A 20,402-nucleotide genomic window follows, 5' to 3' on the forward strand; every position below is an offset into this window, starting at 1 on the left:
CGCTAATTTTATACTTTGTAGTAATCTCGATACCATTCAACAAACTTCGCAATACCTTCTTCTAGCGGTGTTGAAGGCTTGTAATCGACATCTTCGATCAATGCATCTACGTTTGCATAGGTATCTGGCACGTCACCCGGCTGTAGTGGAAGTAAGTTCTTTTCAGCTTTTTTACCTAAACAGTCTTCGATAACTTCAATATAACGTAGAAGTTCACAAGGATTGTTACTACCAATGTTATAAATTCGGTAAGGCGCTTTACTCGTTCCAGGGTCAGGCTTTTGCCCGTCCCATTCGATATTCGGTTGGGCAACCTGGTCAAGAGTACGAATTACCCCCTCTACAATATCATCTATGTAGGTGAAATCCCGCCTGTGATTACCGTAGTTAAAAACATCGATAGGTTTGCCATCCAGAATACTTTTCGTAAACAGGAAGAGCGCCATATCTGGCCGCCCCCAGGGCCCATAAACGGTAAAGAAACGAAGCCCTGTAGTAGGTATTCCGTAGAGATGACTGTATGTATGGGCCATCAACTCGTTTGTCTTTTTGGTTGCTGCGTAAAGGCTTACCGGGTGATCTACATTATCGTGCACAGAAAACGGCATCGATTCGTTTGCCCCATAAACTGAACTACTTGATGCATATACCAGGTTCTCGACCTTATGATGCCTACATCCTTCAAGTATATTCATAAAGCCAACAACGTTCGCGTCGATGTAAGCGTGAGGATTTTCAAGTGAGTATCTGACACCCGCTTGCGCTGCCAAATGGACAACTCGCTGAGGTTTATACTTTTCAAAGAGTTTTTCCATGCCGTCTCTATCTTCAACAGAAAGCCGTACGTCTGTAAAGTTAGGATGGCCTGTTAGCCTTGCGAGCCGAGCTTCCTTGAGACTAACTTCATAGTAGTCATTGAGATTATCTACACCGATAACCTCATCACCACGCTCCAGTAGCTGAATAGCCAAAGTGGAACCAATAAAGCCCGCAGTCCCTGTGACAAGAATTCTCACTTCATACTCCTTACACCTTAATTAATTTATTCTGCACAATAGTAGAGGCCTTTGTACGACCTTATAAGCGAATCAAAGACAAGGAAAAAATGACGAAAAAACGCAGTAGATATTTAATACATGAGCATTTTGAGTCATTTTTTAACGCTATATTGTAAGCACAGTACTTGTGCAAAGGTCTCTAGCAAGCGATTAAAAAGCCAACATTACGCTAAGATAAGGGCCGTCAGTTCTAGCATCAACATTGATACCATCTACCTTACCGTCTAACCCCATCGCTCTGTAGCCCGCTTCAAGACCAAAAAAGCTGGCCCTGTATCTCATCATAGCAACGAGGTCATATGCGGAGTCGCTTCCTACGGTAACGGCGCTACCCTCTGCCCCAACAGACAATGATGTGATAGGTAACTCAAATATTGCGCTTCCGTATAGCATCGGGATTACGGAATCAATATCGGTCTTACTATAAGCCGCCACAGGATTTGCGTTTTGCTCTCTTAGCAACAATACGCCGTCGAATACTTTTGCCGTTAGCCCTAAATCAAGATTGACCCAGTTATCCAGAATTTCATAATAAAGCGTAAAATCATAGTTCGTTAGATCCAGGCTTGTCTGAACTGCACCATCGAAGTTTTGGCCATTGAAATCAACATTGTTAACGGAGCCGTATGTGACTTGATCCATATCTGAATACTGAAAGCGGAAATTAGGAATCAGCGGCACAAAGTGTTCAATGGATGCTGTAAAAATAGCTGAATCATTACGACTCAATCCCAGGTCTTTATCAACATCAATTTTTCCTCCGCCAGACTGTATAGTTCCAGATATGTCTGGCGACCAATAAGTCAGCGATGCTGAAGCTCCCAATACATCTGCATTCGAAGACACAGATATCAATGAGGCTGCTAATACTGAGATTCCTGCTTTTATATATTTCATTCCATTCTCCGCAATTATTGTTATTCGATTCTTAAAACTCCACACCTAAGCGTCGCCCAACTTCTTCATAGGTTTCAATTACATTACCCAGGCCTTGGCGAAAACGATCTTTATCCATTTTTTTACGCGTTTCTTTGTCCCAGATGCGGCAACCGTCAGGGCTAAATTCGTCACCTAAGACAATCTTATCTTCACAAATACCAAACTCTAACTTGTAATCTATCAACAGCATGCCTGCATCTTCAAATAAGGCCTTGAGTACTTTGTTAACCTCAAAGGTAAGGCGCTTCATTTCTTGTAGCTGCTCTTCTGTCGCCCAACCAAACGACTGACAGTGATATTCGTTGATCATTGGATCATGAAGCTCATCATTTTTTAAGAACAGTTCAAATGTTGGAGGAGTCAGGTCTATTCCCTCCTCTACACCTAAGCGGCGACACAAGCTGCCAGCTGCGATATTTCTTACAACACATTCAACCGGAATCATTTCAAGCTTTTTAACCAAGCACTCTTGATCCGACAACAAGCGATCAAAGTGGGTAGGGATGCCTGCCTCTTCGAGTTTGGTCATAATAAACGCATTAAATTTATTATTAACCATACCTTTGCGATTTAGCTGATCGATTTTTTGGCCGTCAAAGGCCGAAGTGTCATCCCTGAATAGCAATACAAAGCGGTCTGGGTTATCAGTTTTGTATACAGACTTAGCTTTGCCGGCAAAGAGTTCTTCACGTTTTTCCATCAGGGTTATGCCTCAAAAATATTTAATTTCAACGTTCTCACAAGGCAGAGAATGCTCATGCCCCATTATCTTACTAACAAAATATGCGTTAACCTTAGGTCGCGCATGTGCCTTAAGATATATTATCCAGCAGCAAGTTAAGAATCTCCATCTCTTCAAGACGGGTAATCGGCTCACCCTCAGTCTTGTTTACAATCAAACGATAACCATCCTCAATCTTCTCAAGATCAAGCGTATAGTTATACTCTGGCCGCTGCTCATCTCCAGAAGAGAACAGCGATGAGAACCACCCCTCCTCTTCCTCTCGCCCGTAATCAAGATAGAAAATACCTTTACTTCTGTCACGGTCAGCAACTTTTATTTTAGCACCACGTAACCCTTTTGTAGCTGCTCCCCAAGCACGCTCAAATGATAGGTCAAGCTTTAAATAGGGGCGCTCATTGTTGCCTGAAACAAGCGCTACTTTTGAAGCCCCGCCAATATCAGTCGCCAACAGTGAGTAGCTGCGGTAAGACTGGTTATTTTCAAGATACGAGCTAATAATCTGAAGTAGCTTTTCTTCAGCCAGTCTACGCCCGGGCAGCCCAGACCATGTTTTGAACTCTTGAGGCCCTTTTTTCTTTGTATCCAACACCCTAACTTGCAGCTCAGTGGTGTTTCTCTTTACACCCTGCCCCAATTTAGCTTGCAACAGCAAAGGGCGGTCAACTGTAGAGCCCCCCAGACCTATTCTGGAAAGAAGCTGCTTTGACAATAGACTAGAACCCAGCACTTCGGTCTGCATTAAGCCCAGTCTAGGATTTTCAAACTCAACTCGTACGCCGTTCTCTTCCCAAAACTGATCAAGTGATGGCCAAATGCGCCCTGGCGTTTCATTGACTAAAAGCCAGGACTGCTCATCCAACGTTTCAATGACATAATTTTCAGTTAAGATAGTTATTGTGGCGTCCGGCGGGGACGGCAACACGTACTCTTCGGGAAGGCTATCCCTGTTTTCAATGGGAGGAATGGGATATCTGGGCCTTATATCATCACTCCGATACCAGTCAGGCACCACGATTGCCTGGCCACGCTCTGCGTCAACATAGTCATTTGATCTATCGCGTACAACACCACAAGCAGCTATCGATAATACTAATATCGTAACGACTAAAAATCTGATTAGGCTCATTAAATACACTGTTTTTTACGGGCTAATGAATCGACTTTGCAAATATGGGAGTTACTGCAAAATCACAAAGCACCAGCACTTTTTAAGGCCGCTAGCACATCCTGATGATAAGCATCACTCAGAGGGGTCAAAGGAAGTCTTATGCCTGGTTGAATCAATTCAAGTTGCTGCAATGCCCACTTAACAGGTATGGGGTTAGCTTCAACAAAAAGCTTACTGTTAAGGTCAGCTAATCGCTTATCTATTGCGCGCGCCTCTTCAGCCTGACCCGAAAGCGCCAGTCGGCACATCTCTGCCATATCCTTTGGTACAACATTCGCTGTGACAGAGATATTACCCTTGGCACCCAGCAAAATTAACTCAACTGCGGTCGCATCGTCACCAGAGTATACAGCCAGGCGATCACCCACCATTTCGATAAGCTCTTTGCCTCGAACCAAATCCCCGGTTGCATCTTTTACACCTGTGATATTAGGAATATCAGCCAAGCGCAACACCGTCGAATTCAACATATCAACGGCAGTTCTGCCGGGGACATTATATAGAATCTGGTCAACATCAACCGATTCAGCAATTTTTTTATAATGTAAGTACAGCCCTTCCTGAGTTGGCTTATTGTAATAAGGCGTCACCAAAAGGCATGCATCGACACCAATATTTTTGGCCTCTTTGGTAAGGTCAATGGCTTCAGTTGTGGAGTTTGCCCCTGTTCCTGCAATAACAGAAATACGACCTTGAACACGCTCAACCACACGTCTGATTACTTCACAGTGCTCATCAGGGTTTAGCGTTGCTGACTCCCCTGTTGTCCCCACTGCGACAATTGCATCAGTACCATTTTTTACGTGAAAATCTACAAGCCCATCTAATCGTTCCCAATCAAGTGTTCCATTAGGGTTCATTGGGGTAGCTAGCGCGACAAGGCTGCCAGAAATCATACATCACTCCATGCAGGGGGTTTGTGCAAAGTAAAAAAGGATATGTTAATCGCGAGCCCCCAGTTAAACAAGAGTTGAAGTCAGATTTAGCACCAGTTAGATATATAATTGCCAAATTAAATATCGTGCACGACGCCACTCATGAATGGTGGCGAGCAACACAGGTCAAAAAGTAGCCAACCATAAATGACGAACAGCTTCACTCTCAGCATAATTCTTTACTAGGGTTGACAGCTAACTATACTTAAGCAGAACATATAAATTTTACTAACACCCCAATTTAATTAATAAAACACTCTAGGGTTTGAGAACCAACATGGCACTAAATAAGTGCTCTACCCTCGCTATCTAATTTAACTCTTAAGAATTGGACCGTTTAAATGAGCACAACATCCACCAAAGAAAACCATCTAGTCATTTCTGCAATCGGCGGAGACCGACCAGGCATTGTAAATGAGCTTGCTAAAGCCAGCGCTGAAAATAACTGTAATATCATCGATAGCCGAATGACGGTGCTCGGGGGTGAATTTGCCGTTATCATGATGGTATCCGGCTCTTGGAACGATATTGCAAAACTTGAGAATACAATCCCTGCACTCGCTAAAAAGTTAGAGCTAACAACAATTATTAAGCATACCCAGCCGCGTGAACCCAAAGCGGCTATTTGCTATACCGCCAATGTCGTTGCGCTAGACAACCCAGGCATAGTTCATGAAATCGCAAACTTCTTTTCAAAGCAGAACATCAATATCGACGATCTGCAGACTGGTACATATAGCGCCCCTCACACAGGCACACAGATGTTTAACCTGAATATGTCGATTACAGTGCCATCCGACACACACCTTGCAACACTAAGAGAAGAGTTTATGGTGTTTTGTGATGACCTGAACCTTGATGCTGCGATTGAACCAGCAAGAAATAGTTAAGTATTGGCTCTGCTATTTCAGCAATAACTCACAACCCGAATAAACTACGGTACCATCCATGTCGAAAATAGAAATAGGTGCAACGATTCCCCAATTTGAGTCGACTGCCACCAACAACACTACAGTGACCCCAGAAAACCTTAAAGGGAAGAACGTTGTCATTTATTTTTACCCAAAAGACAACACTCCAGGTTGCACTACGGAAGGGCAGGACTTTAGAGACCACTCAAAGGCGTTTGCTGATGCCAATACCGTTATTTTTGGTGTATCCAGAGATAGCCTGCGCGTGCATGAGAACTTCAAGAACAAACACGAGTTCACGTTTGAGCTTATTTCAGACCCCGACGAATCGCTGTGTAAGCTATTTGACGTAATAAAGCTTAAAAAGCTGTATGGAAAAGAATATATGGGGATTGAAAGGAGCACATTTTTAATCGATAGTAAGGGAGTTCTTCGAAACGAATGGCGCAAAGTGAAAGTTAAAGGCCACGTAGCCGAAGTGCTAGATGCAGTACAGAACCTATAAAATAAGCCATAGTTTTCAACAGATATTTTTATATGAGATCTTTGCACGACTACTGCGCTTACAAATACAGCGTTAAAAAATGACTCAAAATGCTCATTTATTACTCATAAACTGCGCTTTTTCTTCATTTTTTGCCTTGTCTTTACTTCGCTCATAACGTCGTGCAAAGGTCTCTATATGTGCGAGGAAAGCCCGAAGGAAGCGTATGGGCTTTCCTCGCAACAAAAGTCACTCATCTACACTCCCCCGCTCAATATTACTCACTCTTCGAACTGTTAATCTTTGTCAATATTTCAGCAAGCCTCGAACAAGTCACTTCCTGTTGTTGAAAGTGCTCACAATTCAGCCAATCACATCCCAAAAAAAACGTTATCCGCGTACTTAGAGCATAAAATCAAATAAAATAATATTTAGACACACGAATATACAAATATTTACCCGCCCAAAACAGCGCAAACAACAAAAACAAAAGGAAGCTAATAAATGAGAACATTAAGCACTTTTTTGTTTATTCTCGCTCTTTTTCCTTTAACATCACAAGCAAGAAGTATCAGCGATGTTAAATTGGAAGAGATTATTAAAGTCGATAACTCAGGGGCAGAGCTAACTCTTAACGGCGCGTCGCTAAGAAAGACCTATATGGTAATCAGCACTTATGTAGGTGGTCTTTACCTGGAGACCCCGTCACACGATGAAAACAAAATTCTCGAAAGTGACGAACACCGGCGAATGCTTTTTCATGTACTCCTGCGCAAAGTAACTGCACGAAAAATTGCTCAAGCATTAAAAGATGCCTTAGTGCTTAACATCAGCGTGGAAGAACAAAAGATCCTTGAACCGAATATCAATCAGTTTTTAGCCATGTTTGACGGCAAGTTAAAACGCGGGGATGAGGTAAATCTTGATTATATTCCTGGAGAGGGAACCAGAGTTATAATCGGTGGTGATAATAAAGGGACAGTACCAGGAAAACAGTTTGCAGATGCTCTCCTTTCGGTATGGATAGGAGAAAACCCAGCAGGCAGCGGCTTTAAGCAAGACATACTGGGTTATTAACGTTCTTAGCCAACTTTCCCGCTCTACTTCTCCACGCCAGGGATGGCAATATTTCCTCCATTCACTTGGAAACAGGCCAAGCAGTAAAGACTGCCTTCAACAGCGTTGCCAACGGTATCGCAAAGAATACTCCCCACAACCCCCAAATTCCGCCAAAGAACAAAACAGCAATAATAATGACAACAGGGTGTAAATTTACAACCTCAGAAAAAAGAAGCGGTACCAGAACATTACCATCAAGGGCCTGAATAATACCGTAAACAACAATTAGATAGAGAAAATCAGACCCCCACCCCCATTGAAAAAACGCAATCATCGCAACAGGTATGGTAACGATTGTAGCGCCGATATAGGGCACCAATACTGACAACCCTACCAAAATACCAAGCAAAGCAGCGTAGTTGAGCCCCATAACAACAAATGCTACATAAGTTACAACACCTACAATTAGAATTTCTACAACCTTTCCACGGATATAGTTAGCAAACTGCATGTTCATCTCTTGCCAAACACGCGTCATTACGTCTTTATCTCTTGGAAGAAGGGCTGCCAATGAGTTTAGAATCAACGTCCGATCTTTTAAAAAGAAAAATACCAGTATAGGAACCAAAACAATGTAAATCAGAATCATGACAAACACTGGAAAGCTTTCAAGTGATAGCGACACAACCCACTGGCCAAACTTTGCTGCTTCTGATGTCGCTTGATTAAACAGGTTATTCACCGAAGCCTCACTCAATAGTGACGGATACTCCTGTGGCAGTAATTTAATATAACTCTGAAGCTCAGAGAACATCCTCGGGAACTCTTTCACCAAAGATGTGACCTGGCCTAAAACAAGAGGCAACAGGAAAAACAAAAAGGTAAAAAACAAACCTATAAAAAGAATAAAGACAGCCAGTATTGATACTTTTTCATTGAGCCCTCTTGCTACCAGCTTACTCACCAACCCTTGAAGAATAAAAGCCAACACAACACTCGCAATAACAGGTGCAAGCAGATCTCCAATCAAGACAACTACGGCCAGCCCGGCAATTAACAAAATAAAAAGAACAACAGCCTCTTCATCTGAAAAGTACTTCTCAACCCACGAACGGACAATATTTAACATCCAGGCTCCTTTAGCTCGCCTTAAATACTTTAGGTAAAATGCATCGCATGAAAAATGCACTAAACAAACTTCATCGTTACCAATCGCCTCTCAGTAAGTCATCGCTAACTGAGTTGATTAGTTAACAACATTCAAGCGGTATCAGTCGCCTTTTAATATTAAATAGCAGTAGCAACCGTCTTCTTCAAAATTTTCCAATAACTGATTTGAACTTAAATCAGTAAATGACTTAAAGTCTCTTACAGATCCGGGATCTGTTGTCTTAACCAACAATTGCTGCCCAGCCGTCATTTTATTTAAAGCCTGCTTCGCTTTTAAGAGAGGCATAGGGCAACTCAACCCCACAACATCTAAAACAACATCTATCTCAGCCATACCCGAAACATTCCTACTAACGGTTAGTTCGAACCTAAACGGATCAAAAGTCAATAAATCACAATATGCACGCAATTGTAACTTAAGTTCGACAATATAGGGTGACGATATCGAAAAATTCAACCTACTCCTGCCTTGTAGTTGCGTTAATAACAGTTTATTTTTATTGTCTTACACTGTATTACGACAGCTCCGGATTTCATCTATATGAATAAATGCTTCTCTGTTGCACCGATACTTTTCTTATGGTTCACCTTCTCTCACACCTCTGCTACACATGCGGCATCTAATGACCTGCCATCACTGGGAGACGCCACCTCTGGTTTTATCTCCCTACAGCAAGAGAAAGCGTTAGGGAACTCATGGCTCAGATCCCTCAGACGACAAGTGAAGACATTTCATGACCCACTTACATACAACTATCTAACCAGCCTTGTGTCGAGACTGGCACCAAACTCAGAGCTGACGGATCGCGACCTAAATCTTGTCATCGTAGATAGCCCAGTCATGAATGCATTCGCCGTACCTGGCGGCGTGATGGGGATAAATGCAGGCCTATTCATTCATTCGAGTTCAGAGCAGGAATTTGCCTCTGTTGTCGCACATGAAATCGCCCATTTAAGTCAAAGACATTATGCTCGCAGCCTTGAAAGACAACAAAAAACAGCCCCCTTGGCACTCGCCGGGCTGCTCGCTAGCGTAATCATTGCGGCAACAACAAACACAGATGCAGGTATTGCAGCCCTTGCGAGCACTCAGGCTCTGAGCATTCAGTCGCAATTAAGCTACTCTAGACAAAACGAGCAAGAAGCCGACAGGATTGGCATTCAAACTCTTTATGACTCAAACATGGATCCAAAGGCGATGCCCTCTATGTTCGAAAGAATGTTGCGAGAGGCCCGTCTATACGGAAACAGGCCTCCCGAATACCTATCTACTCACCCGGTAACAGAGTCACGTGTGGCAGACTCAAGAAACCGTGCAGAACAATACCCAGTTAAAGCATACAGCGAGGACTTGGAGTTTCACCTTATTCGGAGCCGAATTATGCTCCACTTTTCCGAGTCAGCTGAATCGGCGATCCGCCACTTTAAATCAACAATCGACGAAGGAAATACGTTTAACAAAACTGCCAGTCAATACGGCCTGGCCATCGCCTATAACAAAGCAGGCAAACCAGAAAAAGCTGAGGAAATAATTGACGCACTCCTTATCCGTAACCCAAACAGGATTATTTTTATGATTGCCAAGGCAGAGGCAATGGCAAAAAAAGGCGAAATTGACAACAGCATTGCTCTACTTAAAAAACACCTGAAAAGAAATCCGGGCAATTATGCAATTACATGGGAGCTATCGAAACAAGTCGCAAAAAGAGGAAATATAAATGACTTGGGCGAATCAGAGTCACTGCTTTTATCGCTGACAAGGAACCATCCAAACGAGCCTAAAATATGGTATACCTTAGCAGAGATAAATGGGGAGGCAGGAAATATTGTTCAATTGCATCGATCCAGAGCGGAGTTTTTCTACTTAATCGGTGAAATAGATGATGCTCTTTTGCAACTTCAACAAGCCTTAAAGAAAAGCCAGGGAAATACTCAGGTGACCGCTACAATACAGCAGAGAATTGACGATCTTTACAAAGCCAAAAAAGGAATCAATTTTTAGAGAGCTTTGCACGATGTTATGAGCGAAGCAAAGACAAGGCAAAAAATGACGAAAAAGCGCAGTTTATGGTCTATAAATGAGCATTTTGAGCCATTTTTTAACGATGAATTTGTAAGCGCAGTAGTCGTGCAAGACTCTCTTTTAATTCCCCTTTTTTGGCTGAATAGCACCACTAACTACAATCATTATCGAGTCAGGCTTACGCTGAAACTGCTGAGCGTTTGTTCTTATTGGCGGAAAAGTCAAGCATGCGTCTAAGAGGAACCAAAGCCCTCTCCCTTAAACGATCATCAACGAAAATTTCCTGATCACCCTTCTCTAGAACATCGGCCAGGTTTTCAAGCCCGTTCATTGCCATCCAGGGGCAATGAGCGCAGCTCCTGCACGTAGCGCCTGTACCGGCCGTTGGAGCCTCTATAAATGTTTTGCCAGGTGCCAACTGCTGCATTTTGTAAAAAATACCGCTATCCGTTGCGACTATAAACTCATTATTATCCATTGTTTGTGCCGCTTGAATTAGCTGTGAGGTCGACCCTACAACATCTGCAATCTCTACGACAGACTCTGGAGACTCAGGGTGAACCAAAACAGCAGCATTAGGGTAAAGGTGCTTCAAATCATGAATGCCTTTAGCCTTAAACTCTTCATGAACAATACAGGAGCCATCCCAAAGCAACACATCTGCACCAGTGGTCTTTTTAACATAGCCACCAAGATATTTATCTGGAGCCCAAAGAATTTTTTCTCCAGTCGAATCCAGATGTTCCACAACATCCAACGCAATACTTGATGTAACGACCCAGTCAGCTCTTGCCTTAACAGCAGCGGAGGTATTTGCATAGACGACGACTGTTCGATCCGGGTGTTGATCACAAAATGCTGAAAACTCGTCGGCATCACAACCGATATCCAGCGAGCAAGTTGCTTCTAGGGTAGGCATCAGAACCCTTTTCTCAGGGTTTAAAATTTTTGCCGTTTCCCCCATGAATTTAACACCTGCAACGACCAGGGTTGATGCAGGGTGTTGATTTCCGAAACGTGCCATTTCGAGGGAGTCAGATACACAGCCCCCTGTTTCTTCTGCAAGCTCCTGTAATACTGCACTTGTATAGTAGTGAGCAACCAGCACCGCATTCTCTCGAACAAGCAATGCTTTTATCTTGTCTTTGTACGCCTCACGCTCTTCCGCACTAAGCTCAAGGGCTTCATGCTCATGTGCGAAATGCTCTTGCACAAGAATACTATCAGAAGTTTTACTCATTTAAGGCTCACCTAAAAATAGATCAACACGCTCGATATTCAATTGTCGCAATCAAAAACCGAGACCCCATTGAAATGACACACCGGCCTATTTACCGCCGCTAAATCATTTTCTATGCACTCATATTTTACCAGATTTCGATTCCAGAAACGAAAAAGGGAGCCTAATAGGCTCCCTTTCAAGATGGTGGGTCGTGGGCGACTCGAACGCCCGACCAATTGGTTAAAAGCCAACTGCTCTACCAACTGAGCTAACGACCCTAACTGGTTGATAAAAATTGTTAACAAACAAAAAGCCATTTCTTTGCTTTTCATCGTTTGGAATAATCCACCAACTCTTATCAAATATTTAAATAAGTGGTGGGTCGTGGGCGACTCGAACGCCCGACCAATTGGTTAAAAGCCAACTGCTCTACCAACTGAGCTAACGACCCAAACGAGGCGCATATACTACTGTTTTTTTTTGGAATAACAAGCCCAAATTTAATTTTTTTAGCCAAGTTTTCAATTTTTGTTTATACACTCAATCAAACATAACCTGTAAAACCAACAGGGTGTACTCGGCTAGTACTTAAAGCTTCGCTTTATACTCTTTTGCAAGCCTTGCAGCTGAGCTTTCGGGGTAACGCTTAACAACCTCTGAAAGATAAAATTTAGCGTCACTTAGCTTGTCCAGACGGTGATATGTTACCCCAAGTTTAAACATTGCATCTGCGGCTTTTCGGTGATCAGGAAAGCTACCCACAACAACCGTAAACGCTTGTCGGGCCTGTTCAAACTTTGGCATAACCAAATACACTTCTCCCAACCAGTAGTATGCATTGCCTGCTAAATCACTATCAGGATAAAGCTCAATAAATTTATGCAGTTCATCGACAGCCTGATCGTATTTCTTTTGTTTAATCAGGTCATACGCCTGCTGGTACTTCCGCTGTTGTTTTGCAGATGGCTCCGACTTAACTTTAGCCAATGACGCGGCACTGGTTACCCCTGGCGCATTTTTTGTATCCGGCTGCGGTACTTTAGAAGACGTATTGTGGACTGCTTGTCCTATCGGGATGGATGCCGAGGCAGAACCGGAGTTGGCTTTCGCTCCCTCTTTAAGCTTAAGTATTCGCTGGTCAAGGTCACGATAACGATCACGCCCCTGCTGCTTTAACTGCTTAATTTGATGACTTTGCTGCTCAACAATTCCGCGGAGTTCTTGAACTTCTTGCTGAAGCTGCTCGACCATAAACAGTAACTCAGAATTGGCACTGAGTTGAGCTGGCGTAGAAGAAGGACTTGAATGGGATGAAGTAGCAGATTGAGCAGGCCTAGCCTGAAAAGTGGGGGTAGATTGAGCAAACGCACTGCCTATACAAGACAGTGCGAGCGCAAGAGAAAGTACTCTCTTCATAGCAATATTAAGAACTCATCTTATTTGTATTCAATAAATACACGACGATTCTTAGCCCAGTCACTCTCACTGTGGCCTGTTGCTGCTGGCTTTTCTTCACCATAGCTCACAACTTCTATCTGCGTGCGAGAAACACCATTTACAACCAGAAAACGTTCAACTGACTGAGCTCGACGCTCGCCCAGCGCAAGGTTGTACTCTTTAGTACCTCGCTCATCAGAGTGACCTTCCAGTGTTACACTTACATTTGGGTTAGCCGCCAAAAACGCTGCATGAGCCATCAACGCTGCACGAGACTCAGGCTTAACCGAAGATTTATCGAAGTCAAAGTAGAAAGTGCGAATTTCACGTAAAACAGCGTCTTCTTTTTCTTTAGCCAGACGCTCCATCTCAGCTTGCTTAGCTGCCATCTCTTCAGATGTTAACGTTTCACCTTCACCAGGCGCACTTACTACAGCGCCACCAGACTGATCTACAGGCGTCACATCAGCACCAGAAGTAGCAGCATCATCAGTCGTGCTGTTTGATGCACAACCTGCTAATACAGAGGCGGATAATACAAGAGCTAGAGCGTGCTTAGTTGATATCGCTTTCATTATTTTTCCTTAATTATGGCTTAACAAAATTTTTAAAGTGTTTCTTTCCAAAAATCAAACAGTACTTTTCGCTTCAAAGTAGCCTATTCTAAATCTATTAACGCTTTACTTCAAAAAGGGTGACCAAGCGGGCTCTCTCACATCACCCTCTTCTGCTGGCAGGAAATATTTTGACCGCCCATCCACTGAAACCACCGCCAATACGCCCTTTCTACCTCTTTGTGTCGAATAAATCAACATTCTATCATTTGGCGCCAGGCTTGGTGATTCATCTAACGATGTTTCTGTCAGGGTTCGCTCATTGCCGGTTTCCAAATTAAGCGTCGCTATATTAAAAGAACCTTGAGACTGATGTACGTAAAAAATGCTCTGCCCATCTTCACTAAATCTGGGGCGGGCATTATAACGCCCTTCAAACGTTAACCTCTCAGGCCTCTGGTCACCCACATTCATACGATAAACTTGGGGACTCCCACTTCGATCACTGGTAAACACAATTTGCCTTCCGTCAGGAGACCAGCTTGCTTCCGTATCAATGGAGTAGTGTCGCGTATATCTTGTCAGCTTTTTAGTTGCTAAATCAAGTCTGTATATCTCCGCATTGCCATCTTTCGATAATGTGATGGCAAGCGATTTTCCATCAGGAGACCACGATGGAGCACCATTTAACCCTTTGTGAGCGGAAACCCGTTCCCGTTTACCCGTTGCAATAATATGCGTGTAGATTGCAGGTCTACCACTTTCAAATGATACATAAGCTAACTTTTTACCATCAGGCGACCAAGCGGTCGAAAGAATAGGTTCGGATGTTTTAAGCAATGTAAATGAGCGGCGACCGTCCGCGTCTGCAACCTGCAACCGATATTCCGACTTTCCTGCAGCAGACACCTGAAGGGTTATGTAGGATATCTTGGTTGAGAACGCGCCACGAATACCCGTTATCGCCTCATAAATAGCGTCACTGATATGATGAGCTAAATCTCTTAGCCCTTTTTCGCTACCTGATACCACCTCACCAACAATTCGCTGCTGCTGGTTCACATCAAACAGCTCGTACTGGATTTTATAGGCTTTGGTGTACTTCGAGTATTCGATATTTCCGATCACCAGGTAGTTTTGTTTCAACAATCGCCAGTCCCGGTAATAGACCTCTTTGGCGCTCGTCGGCAAACTTAGCATTCTATTGGTTGCCAGCGGCTCAAACTCCCCGCTTCGCTGTAGGTCTTCAGTAACTATCTTACTGATATCTTCAGGAATAGCGCCTGCGCTCTTATTTGTGAAAGGAACAATGGCTATGGGTATTGCCGAGTCTGAACCCCGATCAATAATAATCGTCAATTCAGCGGTTGATACCCTTGAACAAACAATGAGTAATAAAAACCAAATAACTGTATATTGTTTTCTCAAAATCAATCTTCCTGATGTACAAATACCATAATAAGCTTCCGAAAGTTTCGTTCAAAAATCTGATTATCGGAAGGAACCGGATACCTAGATATTGATTTAGCAGCGCTTACTGCTGAACTGTCGTATACAGAGCTTCCGCTACTTTTTACAATTTCGACTCTGTTTAACTCCCCTGTAGGGAAAAGATAAAACCTCAACGTAACAGACATTCCTTCTCGTGCGCTAGGCGGTTTGTGCCAGTTTCGAGTAACCTTAGCGCGAATGAGCGCTATAAACCGATCAACCTCATTCATCTCTGCGATTTGATCTGCTTTTAACTGTTCAAGCCTTTGCTGTTCACGAATCTGCGCTTCTATTTGCCGCTGTCGATCCTGTTCAGCTTTTAGCATCATTTCCTGAAGTTGCGCCTCTTGTCTTTCCCTTTGCAGCGCTTCCTGCTTCTCACGCTCTTCTTTCAGTTTTTTTTCTTTAGCTCTTTTGGCCTCTTCATCACGCCGTTTCTTCTCTTCAAGGCGCTTCTTCTCTTTAAACTTTTTCTGCTCTTCCTGTTTTTTCTTCAATAAGGCTTTCTTTTTGGCATCTTCTTTCTTCTTTTTCTCAGCAGCTTTCTTTTTAGCAAGTTCTTTTTGTTTTTGTGTTTCTAGCTTTCTCTTCCTTTCGGCTTCCTTTTTCTTCTTGTCTGCCCGTTTCTTTTTCTCAGCTTCTTGCTTCTTTTTTTCCGCCACTCGCTTTTTTTTCAGCTCCTCTGCCCTTTTTTGCTCCTTTAACTTCTTTTCTTGCTCTTTTTTCTTATTTAAAACATCGATGTCAGCAGCATTAACAACCACTGCATTAATGTGCCTGGGCGCAACAACTGGCTTAACCTCAGCATTTGATACCCAGCTTGATGACAAGAGGAGCAACAGGCCAAGGTGAAGCGTTAAAGCGAAGGTAAACGAGCGACGATAACTCTTATCCAAGCTGTTCCAGAATTGTTTTAAAGCCGCTGCCTGAAAGTAACCTTTTTTACCCAAAGGCTTGCCGGATTCGCTTTTACTCATGGGTTTTCAGTCACCAAACCGACACCTTCCGCACCTGACTGCTGAAGCGTGCTCATCAAATCAACCACTACTCCGTACTCAACATGACGGTCTCCCCGAACCAGCACACTCACTTTAGGGTTTTGCTTTAAAATGACCGCAACTTTTTCCTGAAGTGTGGAGAGCTCCATAGGCTTACCTGTTTGATCACCTACTTCGAGGTAATATGCGGCATTTGAGTCCACAGAAATAATCAAAGGTTCTTGGTCTTTCTCCATATTAACAGGGTCAGACTCAACCTGGGGCAAGTCTACCTTCACTCCCTGCGTAAGCATTGGCGCAGTCACCATAAAGATAATCAACAATACCAACATAACGTCGATATAAGGCACTACATTAATGTCAGACATTGGCTTTCTGGATGATCTAGCCATTTAACACCCGTTTAGTTAATTCTTGTGATAAACCAATACAGGTCTATCGAGTTTACTGACTCTAACGCTCTATACAGCCGCCATATAACTTAATAGCTTCGGCATACCAGGACTAAGCATGAACCGTTCGGTGCAAAATACTGGAAAACTCATCTGCAAATGTTTCATAAGAGCTGACTAATTCATCTGCGTGAGCTGAATAGCGGTTGTATGCAATAACCGCGGGAATCGCAGCAAATAGCCCCATAGCCGTAGCCACCAAGGCTTCTGAGATACCCGGTGCCACAGTCGCAAGAGTTGCCTGCTGTACCTGGGCCAGCCCTCGAAACGAGTTCATAATCCCCCAGACTGTACCAAACAAGCCAACATAAGGGCTGGTTGACCCGACGGTCGCCAAGAAAGGCAGATGTGAGTCCAAATAATCCCCCTCCCTTGAAACGGCGACACGCATCGCTCGCTGCGTGCCCTCCATAATGGCTTCTGAATCAGCGTTCCCCTGTTGCCTTAAGCGTGTAAATTCGTTAAATCCAGCCTTGAATATATTCTCCAGACCACCATGGGAGTGTTCTGACGAGGTAAGCTCCCGGTATAACTCATTAAGATCCATACCAGACCAAAAGCGCTCTTCAAATGCAATTCTTGATTTTTTTGCTTGCTTGAACAGAGTACCTCGCTGGAAAATAATCATCCAGGATAAAACCGACGCAGCAAATAGCAGTAACATGACAAATTGAACGATGAAGCTGGCATTTGCCACCAAACTCCATATAGATAACTGTTCTTCCACCAATATTCTCCAAATTAACAAAAATAAACTAACGGCGGCCTAGCTTAACGCATTAACCAAGTCGCGACTCAATGCTCTAGGCTTACCACTATCAAGGGATGTGCATGCGATCTTAACTTCGGCGGTCACTAACGTGTTTTCATCTTCGTCAATTACCTGCTGCTCAAATAATAAATAGGTTCTACCTAATTTCAAGAGCTTAGCTGTAACCACCACGAGGTCATCCAATCTGGCCGGTTTTTTATATTTTATGTCCAGACTATGAACAACATAATTAACATTCTCTTGCATGCCTGATCTGAGTTCTATGCCAAGACTTCGAATAAACTCTGTTCGAGCTCTCTCCATAAACTTGAGGTAGTTGGCATAAAAAACAATACCACCCGCGTCAGTGTCTTCGATATACACTCGTATTGGCATTCCAAAACAGCCTTCAGCTCGCCCAAGCATGATCACACGCCCCTCAACTCAACTGTCGATACATTAATGCTAGCCATTGTTCGGAGCGGTTAACCCGAAGTGCAGCCACGCACTTTTAGTCACCATACGCCCTCTGGGTGTGCGAATAATATAGCCTTGTTGAATCAAGTACGGCTCTAGCACGTCTTCTATCGTGCCACGCTCTTCGCTAATGGCAGCTGCCATACTTTCTACCCCCACCGGCCCTCCTTCGAACTGTTCCATCATTGTAATGAGCAGTCGCCTGTCCATATGGTCAAGCCCCTGGCTATCGACCTTCAACAAGTTCAACGCCTGATCAGCTATATCCTGATTAATTAAACCATTTGACTTCACCTGCGCATAATCTCTAACGCGCTTAAGTAGACGGTTTGCAATTCGAGGTGTTCCGCGAGAACGCCTAGCAATCTCGTGAGCCCCTTCGGGCTCGATAGTTAATCCGAGCATTTTCCCTGATCGCATGACGATATGCGTAAGATCAGCCGTGCTATAGAACTCCAGCCTTTGGACAATGCCAAAACGGTCACGCAACGGCGATGTTAACAAACCTGCTCTAGTGGTCGCACCAACCAGCGTGAAAGGCGGTAGTTCAAGTTTTATTGAACGAGCGGCTGGACCTTCGCCAATCATAATATCCAGCTGGTAGTCTTCCATTGCTGGATACAGCAGCTCTTCGATAGACGCATTCAGGCGGTGAATTTCGTCAATAAATAACACATCTCCTTCTTCAAGGCTGGTCAACATGGCCGCTAAGTCGCCCGCTTTCTCAAGTACCGGGCCGGAGGTTGTTTTAATGGTTCCATCCATTTCATTAGCAATAATATTGGCGAGCGTCGTTTTACCAAGCCCTGGAGGGCCAAATATCAAGACATGATCTAACGCTTCTCCCCTCGCTGTCGCCGCACCAATAAAAATCTCCATTTGCTCTGAGACAGCCGGTTGACCAATATAGTCTGCCAACTTAGTCGGTCGTATAGCCCTGTCTTGCCCCTCTTCTGAGCGGGTTTGTACTGGAGAAGCCGAGACCAGGCGATCCTCTTCGATCATCAATTACCCCTTAACCATACGCTGTAGCGCCAAACGAATAACATCTTCGCTCGTTAAACCTTCCGCATTAACCGCATTTACTGCTTTGCTCGCTTCCTGAGGTTTATAACCTAACGCAATCAAGGCAGATTCAGCTTCTTCTATAACAGACGCAGCCCTATCAGCTGTTGCTGTTTGATGGTCTCCCAAAAGGTCAGTCTCTGGAGCACTCCAATCTTTAAGCTTATCACGTAGCTCAATAATCAATCGCTCTGCGGTTTTCTTACCTACGCCTGGCAACTTAACCAATGCGGCCGAGTCATCATCATATACACAACGTGCCAGCTGCGCAGAATCCAGACCCGACAAGATTGTAAGCGCAAGCTTGGGCCCGACACCATTAATTTTAATTAACAAACGAAATAGGTCACGATCCTTAATGGTTGAAAAACCATATAAGAGTTGCGCATCCTCCCGCACCACTAAGTGCGTATGCAGCATAATGTCCTGATCTAATTCAGAGAGTGCGAACGATGTTGAGAATGGCACTTCTATCTCATAACCAACACCTTGAACATCAACCAATAGCAGCGAAGGCTGCTTTTCGACCAACCTGCCTCGAATACGACTGATCAAACGTGGGTCCTCATTAGTTATTATCTGATATTTGTTTGAGAGTTTTGAACGACTACTGCGCTTACAAATACAGCGTTAAAAAATGGCTCAAAATGCTCATTTATTACATATAAACTGCGCTTTTTCGTCATTTTTTGCCTTGTCTTTACTTCGCTCATAACGTCGTGCAAAGCTCTCTATTTATATGTTGTCGCTTTGAACCGATGGAGCCGTTAACACCTTACCTTATTCTGCCTCGTCGGCTGGAAGTAGACCCGGCAACTCGAATCAACCCTTGACAGGTGTGGGCATGGCAAAGCGCAATGGCCAACGCATCAGCAGCATCAGATTGTGGCCTTCCCGGTAGTGCCAACAACGACTGTACCATATGCTGCACTTGTGTTTTTTCTGCGCCACCATTACCTACAACCGCTTGCTTTACTTTTCGCGCGGCATACTCAGAAACAGGAAGCCCCTGCATGACTGCTGCGGCAATAGCCACCCCTCTGGCCTGGCCCAATTTTAACGCCGAATCAGCATTGCGAGCCATAAAGACTTCTTCTATCGCAAACTCCTGAGGACACCAACGCTCAATAATTTCGGTTATGCCAGAAAAAATTTGTTTGAGTTTTTCAGGGAGGGAACTCCCTTGCATACGAATACAGCCGCTTGATATATACTCGGACTTACCTTGAACAAAGTTAATAAGCCCATATCCAGTGATGCGCGAGCCCGGATCAATCCCCAAAATAATTGCCATTTATCTGCCAAGGTAACCTATTCATCAATTTGAGCATGCCGTTTTAGCTATAAAAAAAGCGGTCAATGGTTGTATGCTACACCAATAGACCGCCCTTCAAAAGCCGCCTTGCAAGCAACGCGACATAGTTTTCATACTGTATGCCTACATGGGCCGAACTGCGTAATAC

The 20,402-nt window shown here is 43.9% G+C and carries 22 protein-coding genes and 2 tRNA genes; 4 read left to right on the forward strand and 20 right to left on the reverse strand.

Features of this window, described 5'->3' with window-relative positions; genetic code table 11:
- Window positions 1-8: 8 nt before the first annotated feature.
- From MY523_RS09680 to dapA, 5 genes are all read right to left on the reverse strand, one after another.
- Window positions 9-1,016 carry an NAD-dependent epimerase gene (locus MY523_RS09680; RefSeq protein WP_250658564.1) on the reverse strand — a complete coding sequence of 336 codons (1,008 nt, stop codon included), beginning with the start codon at window positions 1,014-1,016 and terminating at the stop codon, window positions 9-11.
- Between the two features lie 192 nt (window positions 1,017-1,208).
- The gene (locus MY523_RS09685) at window positions 1,209-1,955 is read right to left on the reverse strand and encodes a TIGR04219 family outer membrane beta-barrel protein (RefSeq protein WP_250658565.1); all 747 of its coding nucleotides are present in this window, start codon (window positions 1,953-1,955) and stop codon (window positions 1,209-1,211) included.
- 31 nt (window positions 1,956-1,986) lie between these two features.
- Window positions 1,987-2,697 carry a phosphoribosylaminoimidazolesuccinocarboxamide synthase gene (gene purC / locus MY523_RS09690; RefSeq protein WP_250658566.1) on the reverse strand — a complete coding sequence of 237 codons (711 nt, stop codon included), beginning with the start codon at window positions 2,695-2,697 and terminating at the stop codon, window positions 1,987-1,989.
- Window positions 2,698-2,809: 112 nt separating this feature from the next.
- The gene (bamC, locus tag MY523_RS09695) at window positions 2,810-3,868 is read right to left on the reverse strand and encodes an NlpB/DapX family lipoprotein (protein ID WP_250658567.1); all 1,059 of its coding nucleotides are present in this window, start codon (window positions 3,866-3,868) and stop codon (window positions 2,810-2,812) included.
- Window positions 3,869-3,930: 62 nt separating this feature from the next.
- Window positions 3,931-4,806: a 4-hydroxy-tetrahydrodipicolinate synthase gene (gene dapA, locus MY523_RS09700; RefSeq protein WP_250658568.1), complete on the reverse strand. Its 876-nt coding sequence runs from the start codon at window positions 4,804-4,806 to the stop codon at window positions 3,931-3,933.
- A 380-nt stretch (window positions 4,807-5,186) separates the two neighbouring features.
- On the opposite strand from dapA, the gene MY523_RS09705 reads away from it, so the two are divergent.
- The 3 genes from MY523_RS09705 to MY523_RS09715 all read left to right on the forward strand — a co-directional run bounded on the left by MY523_RS09705 (window position 5,187) and on the right by MY523_RS09715 (window position 7,317).
- On the forward strand, window positions 5,187-5,735 hold the full coding sequence (locus MY523_RS09705; protein WP_250658569.1) for a glycine cleavage system transcriptional repressor: 549 nt from the start codon (window positions 5,187-5,189) through the stop codon (window positions 5,733-5,735).
- A gap of 58 nt (window positions 5,736-5,793) precedes the next feature.
- Window positions 5,794-6,261, forward strand: coding sequence for a peroxiredoxin (locus MY523_RS09710; protein WP_250658570.1), 468 nt, complete (start codon window positions 5,794-5,796; stop codon window positions 6,259-6,261).
- A gap of 483 nt (window positions 6,262-6,744) precedes the next feature.
- On the forward strand, window positions 6,745-7,317 hold the full coding sequence (locus tag MY523_RS09715; protein ID WP_250658571.1) for a chalcone isomerase family protein: 573 nt from the start codon (window positions 6,745-6,747) through the stop codon (window positions 7,315-7,317).
- Window positions 7,318-7,378: 61 nt separating this feature from the next.
- Here the strand turns inward: MY523_RS09715 and MY523_RS09720 are convergent, their stop codons facing one another.
- Both MY523_RS09720 and MY523_RS09725 read right to left on the reverse strand, forming a co-directional pair.
- The gene (locus tag MY523_RS09720) at window positions 7,379-8,428 is read right to left on the reverse strand and encodes an AI-2E family transporter (protein ID WP_250658572.1); all 1,050 of its coding nucleotides are present in this window, start codon (window positions 8,426-8,428) and stop codon (window positions 7,379-7,381) included.
- 141 nt (window positions 8,429-8,569) lie between these two features.
- The gene (locus MY523_RS09725; protein WP_250658573.1) at window positions 8,570-8,803 is read right to left on the reverse strand and encodes a sulfurtransferase TusA family protein; all 234 of its coding nucleotides are present in this window, start codon (window positions 8,801-8,803) and stop codon (window positions 8,570-8,572) included.
- A gap of 207 nt (window positions 8,804-9,010) precedes the next feature.
- Between MY523_RS09725 and MY523_RS09730 the strand changes: the two genes are divergently transcribed.
- Window positions 9,011-10,471: a M48 family metalloprotease gene (locus MY523_RS09730; protein WP_250658574.1), complete on the forward strand. Its 1,461-nt coding sequence runs from the start codon at window positions 9,011-9,013 to the stop codon at window positions 10,469-10,471.
- Window positions 10,472-10,670: 199 nt separating this feature from the next.
- Here MY523_RS09730 and nadA read toward each other — a convergent pair whose 3' ends face one another.
- The 13 genes from nadA to ruvC all read right to left on the reverse strand — a co-directional run bounded on the left by nadA (window position 10,671) and on the right by ruvC (window position 20,233).
- Window positions 10,671-11,732, reverse strand: coding sequence for a quinolinate synthase NadA (gene nadA / locus MY523_RS09735; RefSeq protein ID WP_250658575.1), 1,062 nt, complete (start codon window positions 11,730-11,732; stop codon window positions 10,671-10,673).
- A 184-nt stretch (window positions 11,733-11,916) separates the two neighbouring features.
- A tRNA-Lys gene (locus MY523_RS09740) sits at window positions 11,917-11,992 on the reverse strand.
- Between the two features lie 97 nt (window positions 11,993-12,089).
- Window positions 12,090-12,165: transfer RNA gene (locus MY523_RS09745), tRNA-Lys, on the reverse strand.
- A gap of 137 nt (window positions 12,166-12,302) precedes the next feature.
- Window positions 12,303-13,130 carry a tol-pal system protein YbgF gene (ybgF, locus tag MY523_RS09750; protein WP_250658576.1) on the reverse strand — a complete coding sequence of 276 codons (828 nt, stop codon included), beginning with the start codon at window positions 13,128-13,130 and terminating at the stop codon, window positions 12,303-12,305.
- Window positions 13,131-13,150: 20 nt separating this feature from the next.
- Complete coding sequence (gene pal / locus MY523_RS21930) at window positions 13,151-13,726, reverse strand: peptidoglycan-associated lipoprotein Pal (protein ID WP_250658577.1); 576 nt, start codon at window positions 13,724-13,726, stop codon at window positions 13,151-13,153.
- A gap of 105 nt (window positions 13,727-13,831) precedes the next feature.
- On the reverse strand, window positions 13,832-15,133 hold the full coding sequence (gene tolB / locus MY523_RS09760) for a Tol-Pal system beta propeller repeat protein TolB (RefSeq protein WP_250658578.1): 1,302 nt from the start codon (window positions 15,131-15,133) through the stop codon (window positions 13,832-13,834).
- Window positions 15,134-15,135: 2 nt separating this feature from the next.
- Window positions 15,136-16,173, reverse strand: coding sequence for a cell envelope integrity protein TolA (gene tolA, locus MY523_RS09765; RefSeq protein WP_250658579.1), 1,038 nt, complete (start codon window positions 16,171-16,173; stop codon window positions 15,136-15,138).
- A complete protein-coding gene (gene tolR / locus MY523_RS09770) occupies window positions 16,170-16,586 on the reverse strand; it encodes a protein TolR (protein ID WP_250658580.1) in 417 nt (138 codons plus the stop codon). Before tolR ends, tolA begins: the two co-directional genes overlap by 4 nt.
- A gap of 112 nt (window positions 16,587-16,698) precedes the next feature.
- Window positions 16,699-17,373: a protein TolQ gene (gene tolQ / locus MY523_RS09775; protein WP_250658581.1), complete on the reverse strand. Its 675-nt coding sequence runs from the start codon at window positions 17,371-17,373 to the stop codon at window positions 16,699-16,701.
- Window positions 17,374-17,412: 39 nt separating this feature from the next.
- Window positions 17,413-17,793: a tol-pal system-associated acyl-CoA thioesterase gene (gene ybgC / locus MY523_RS09780; protein ID WP_250658582.1), complete on the reverse strand. Its 381-nt coding sequence runs from the start codon at window positions 17,791-17,793 to the stop codon at window positions 17,413-17,415.
- A 69-nt stretch (window positions 17,794-17,862) separates the two neighbouring features.
- Window positions 17,863-18,879: a Holliday junction branch migration DNA helicase RuvB gene (gene ruvB, locus MY523_RS09785; protein WP_250658583.1), complete on the reverse strand. Its 1,017-nt coding sequence runs from the start codon at window positions 18,877-18,879 to the stop codon at window positions 17,863-17,865.
- Between the two features lie 3 nt (window positions 18,880-18,882).
- Entirely contained in the window at window positions 18,883-19,494 is a 612-nt protein-coding gene (ruvA, locus tag MY523_RS09790; RefSeq protein WP_250658584.1) for a Holliday junction branch migration protein RuvA, read from the reverse strand.
- A 220-nt stretch (window positions 19,495-19,714) separates the two neighbouring features.
- The gene (gene ruvC, locus MY523_RS09795; protein WP_250658585.1) at window positions 19,715-20,233 is read right to left on the reverse strand and encodes a crossover junction endodeoxyribonuclease RuvC; all 519 of its coding nucleotides are present in this window, start codon (window positions 20,231-20,233) and stop codon (window positions 19,715-19,717) included.
- Window positions 20,234-20,402 lie beyond the last annotated feature (169 nt).

It is taken from the genome of Alkalimarinus coralli (assembly GCF_023650515.1).
Classification (GTDB): Bacteria; Pseudomonadota; Gammaproteobacteria; order Pseudomonadales; family Oleiphilaceae; genus Alkalimarinus; species Alkalimarinus coralli.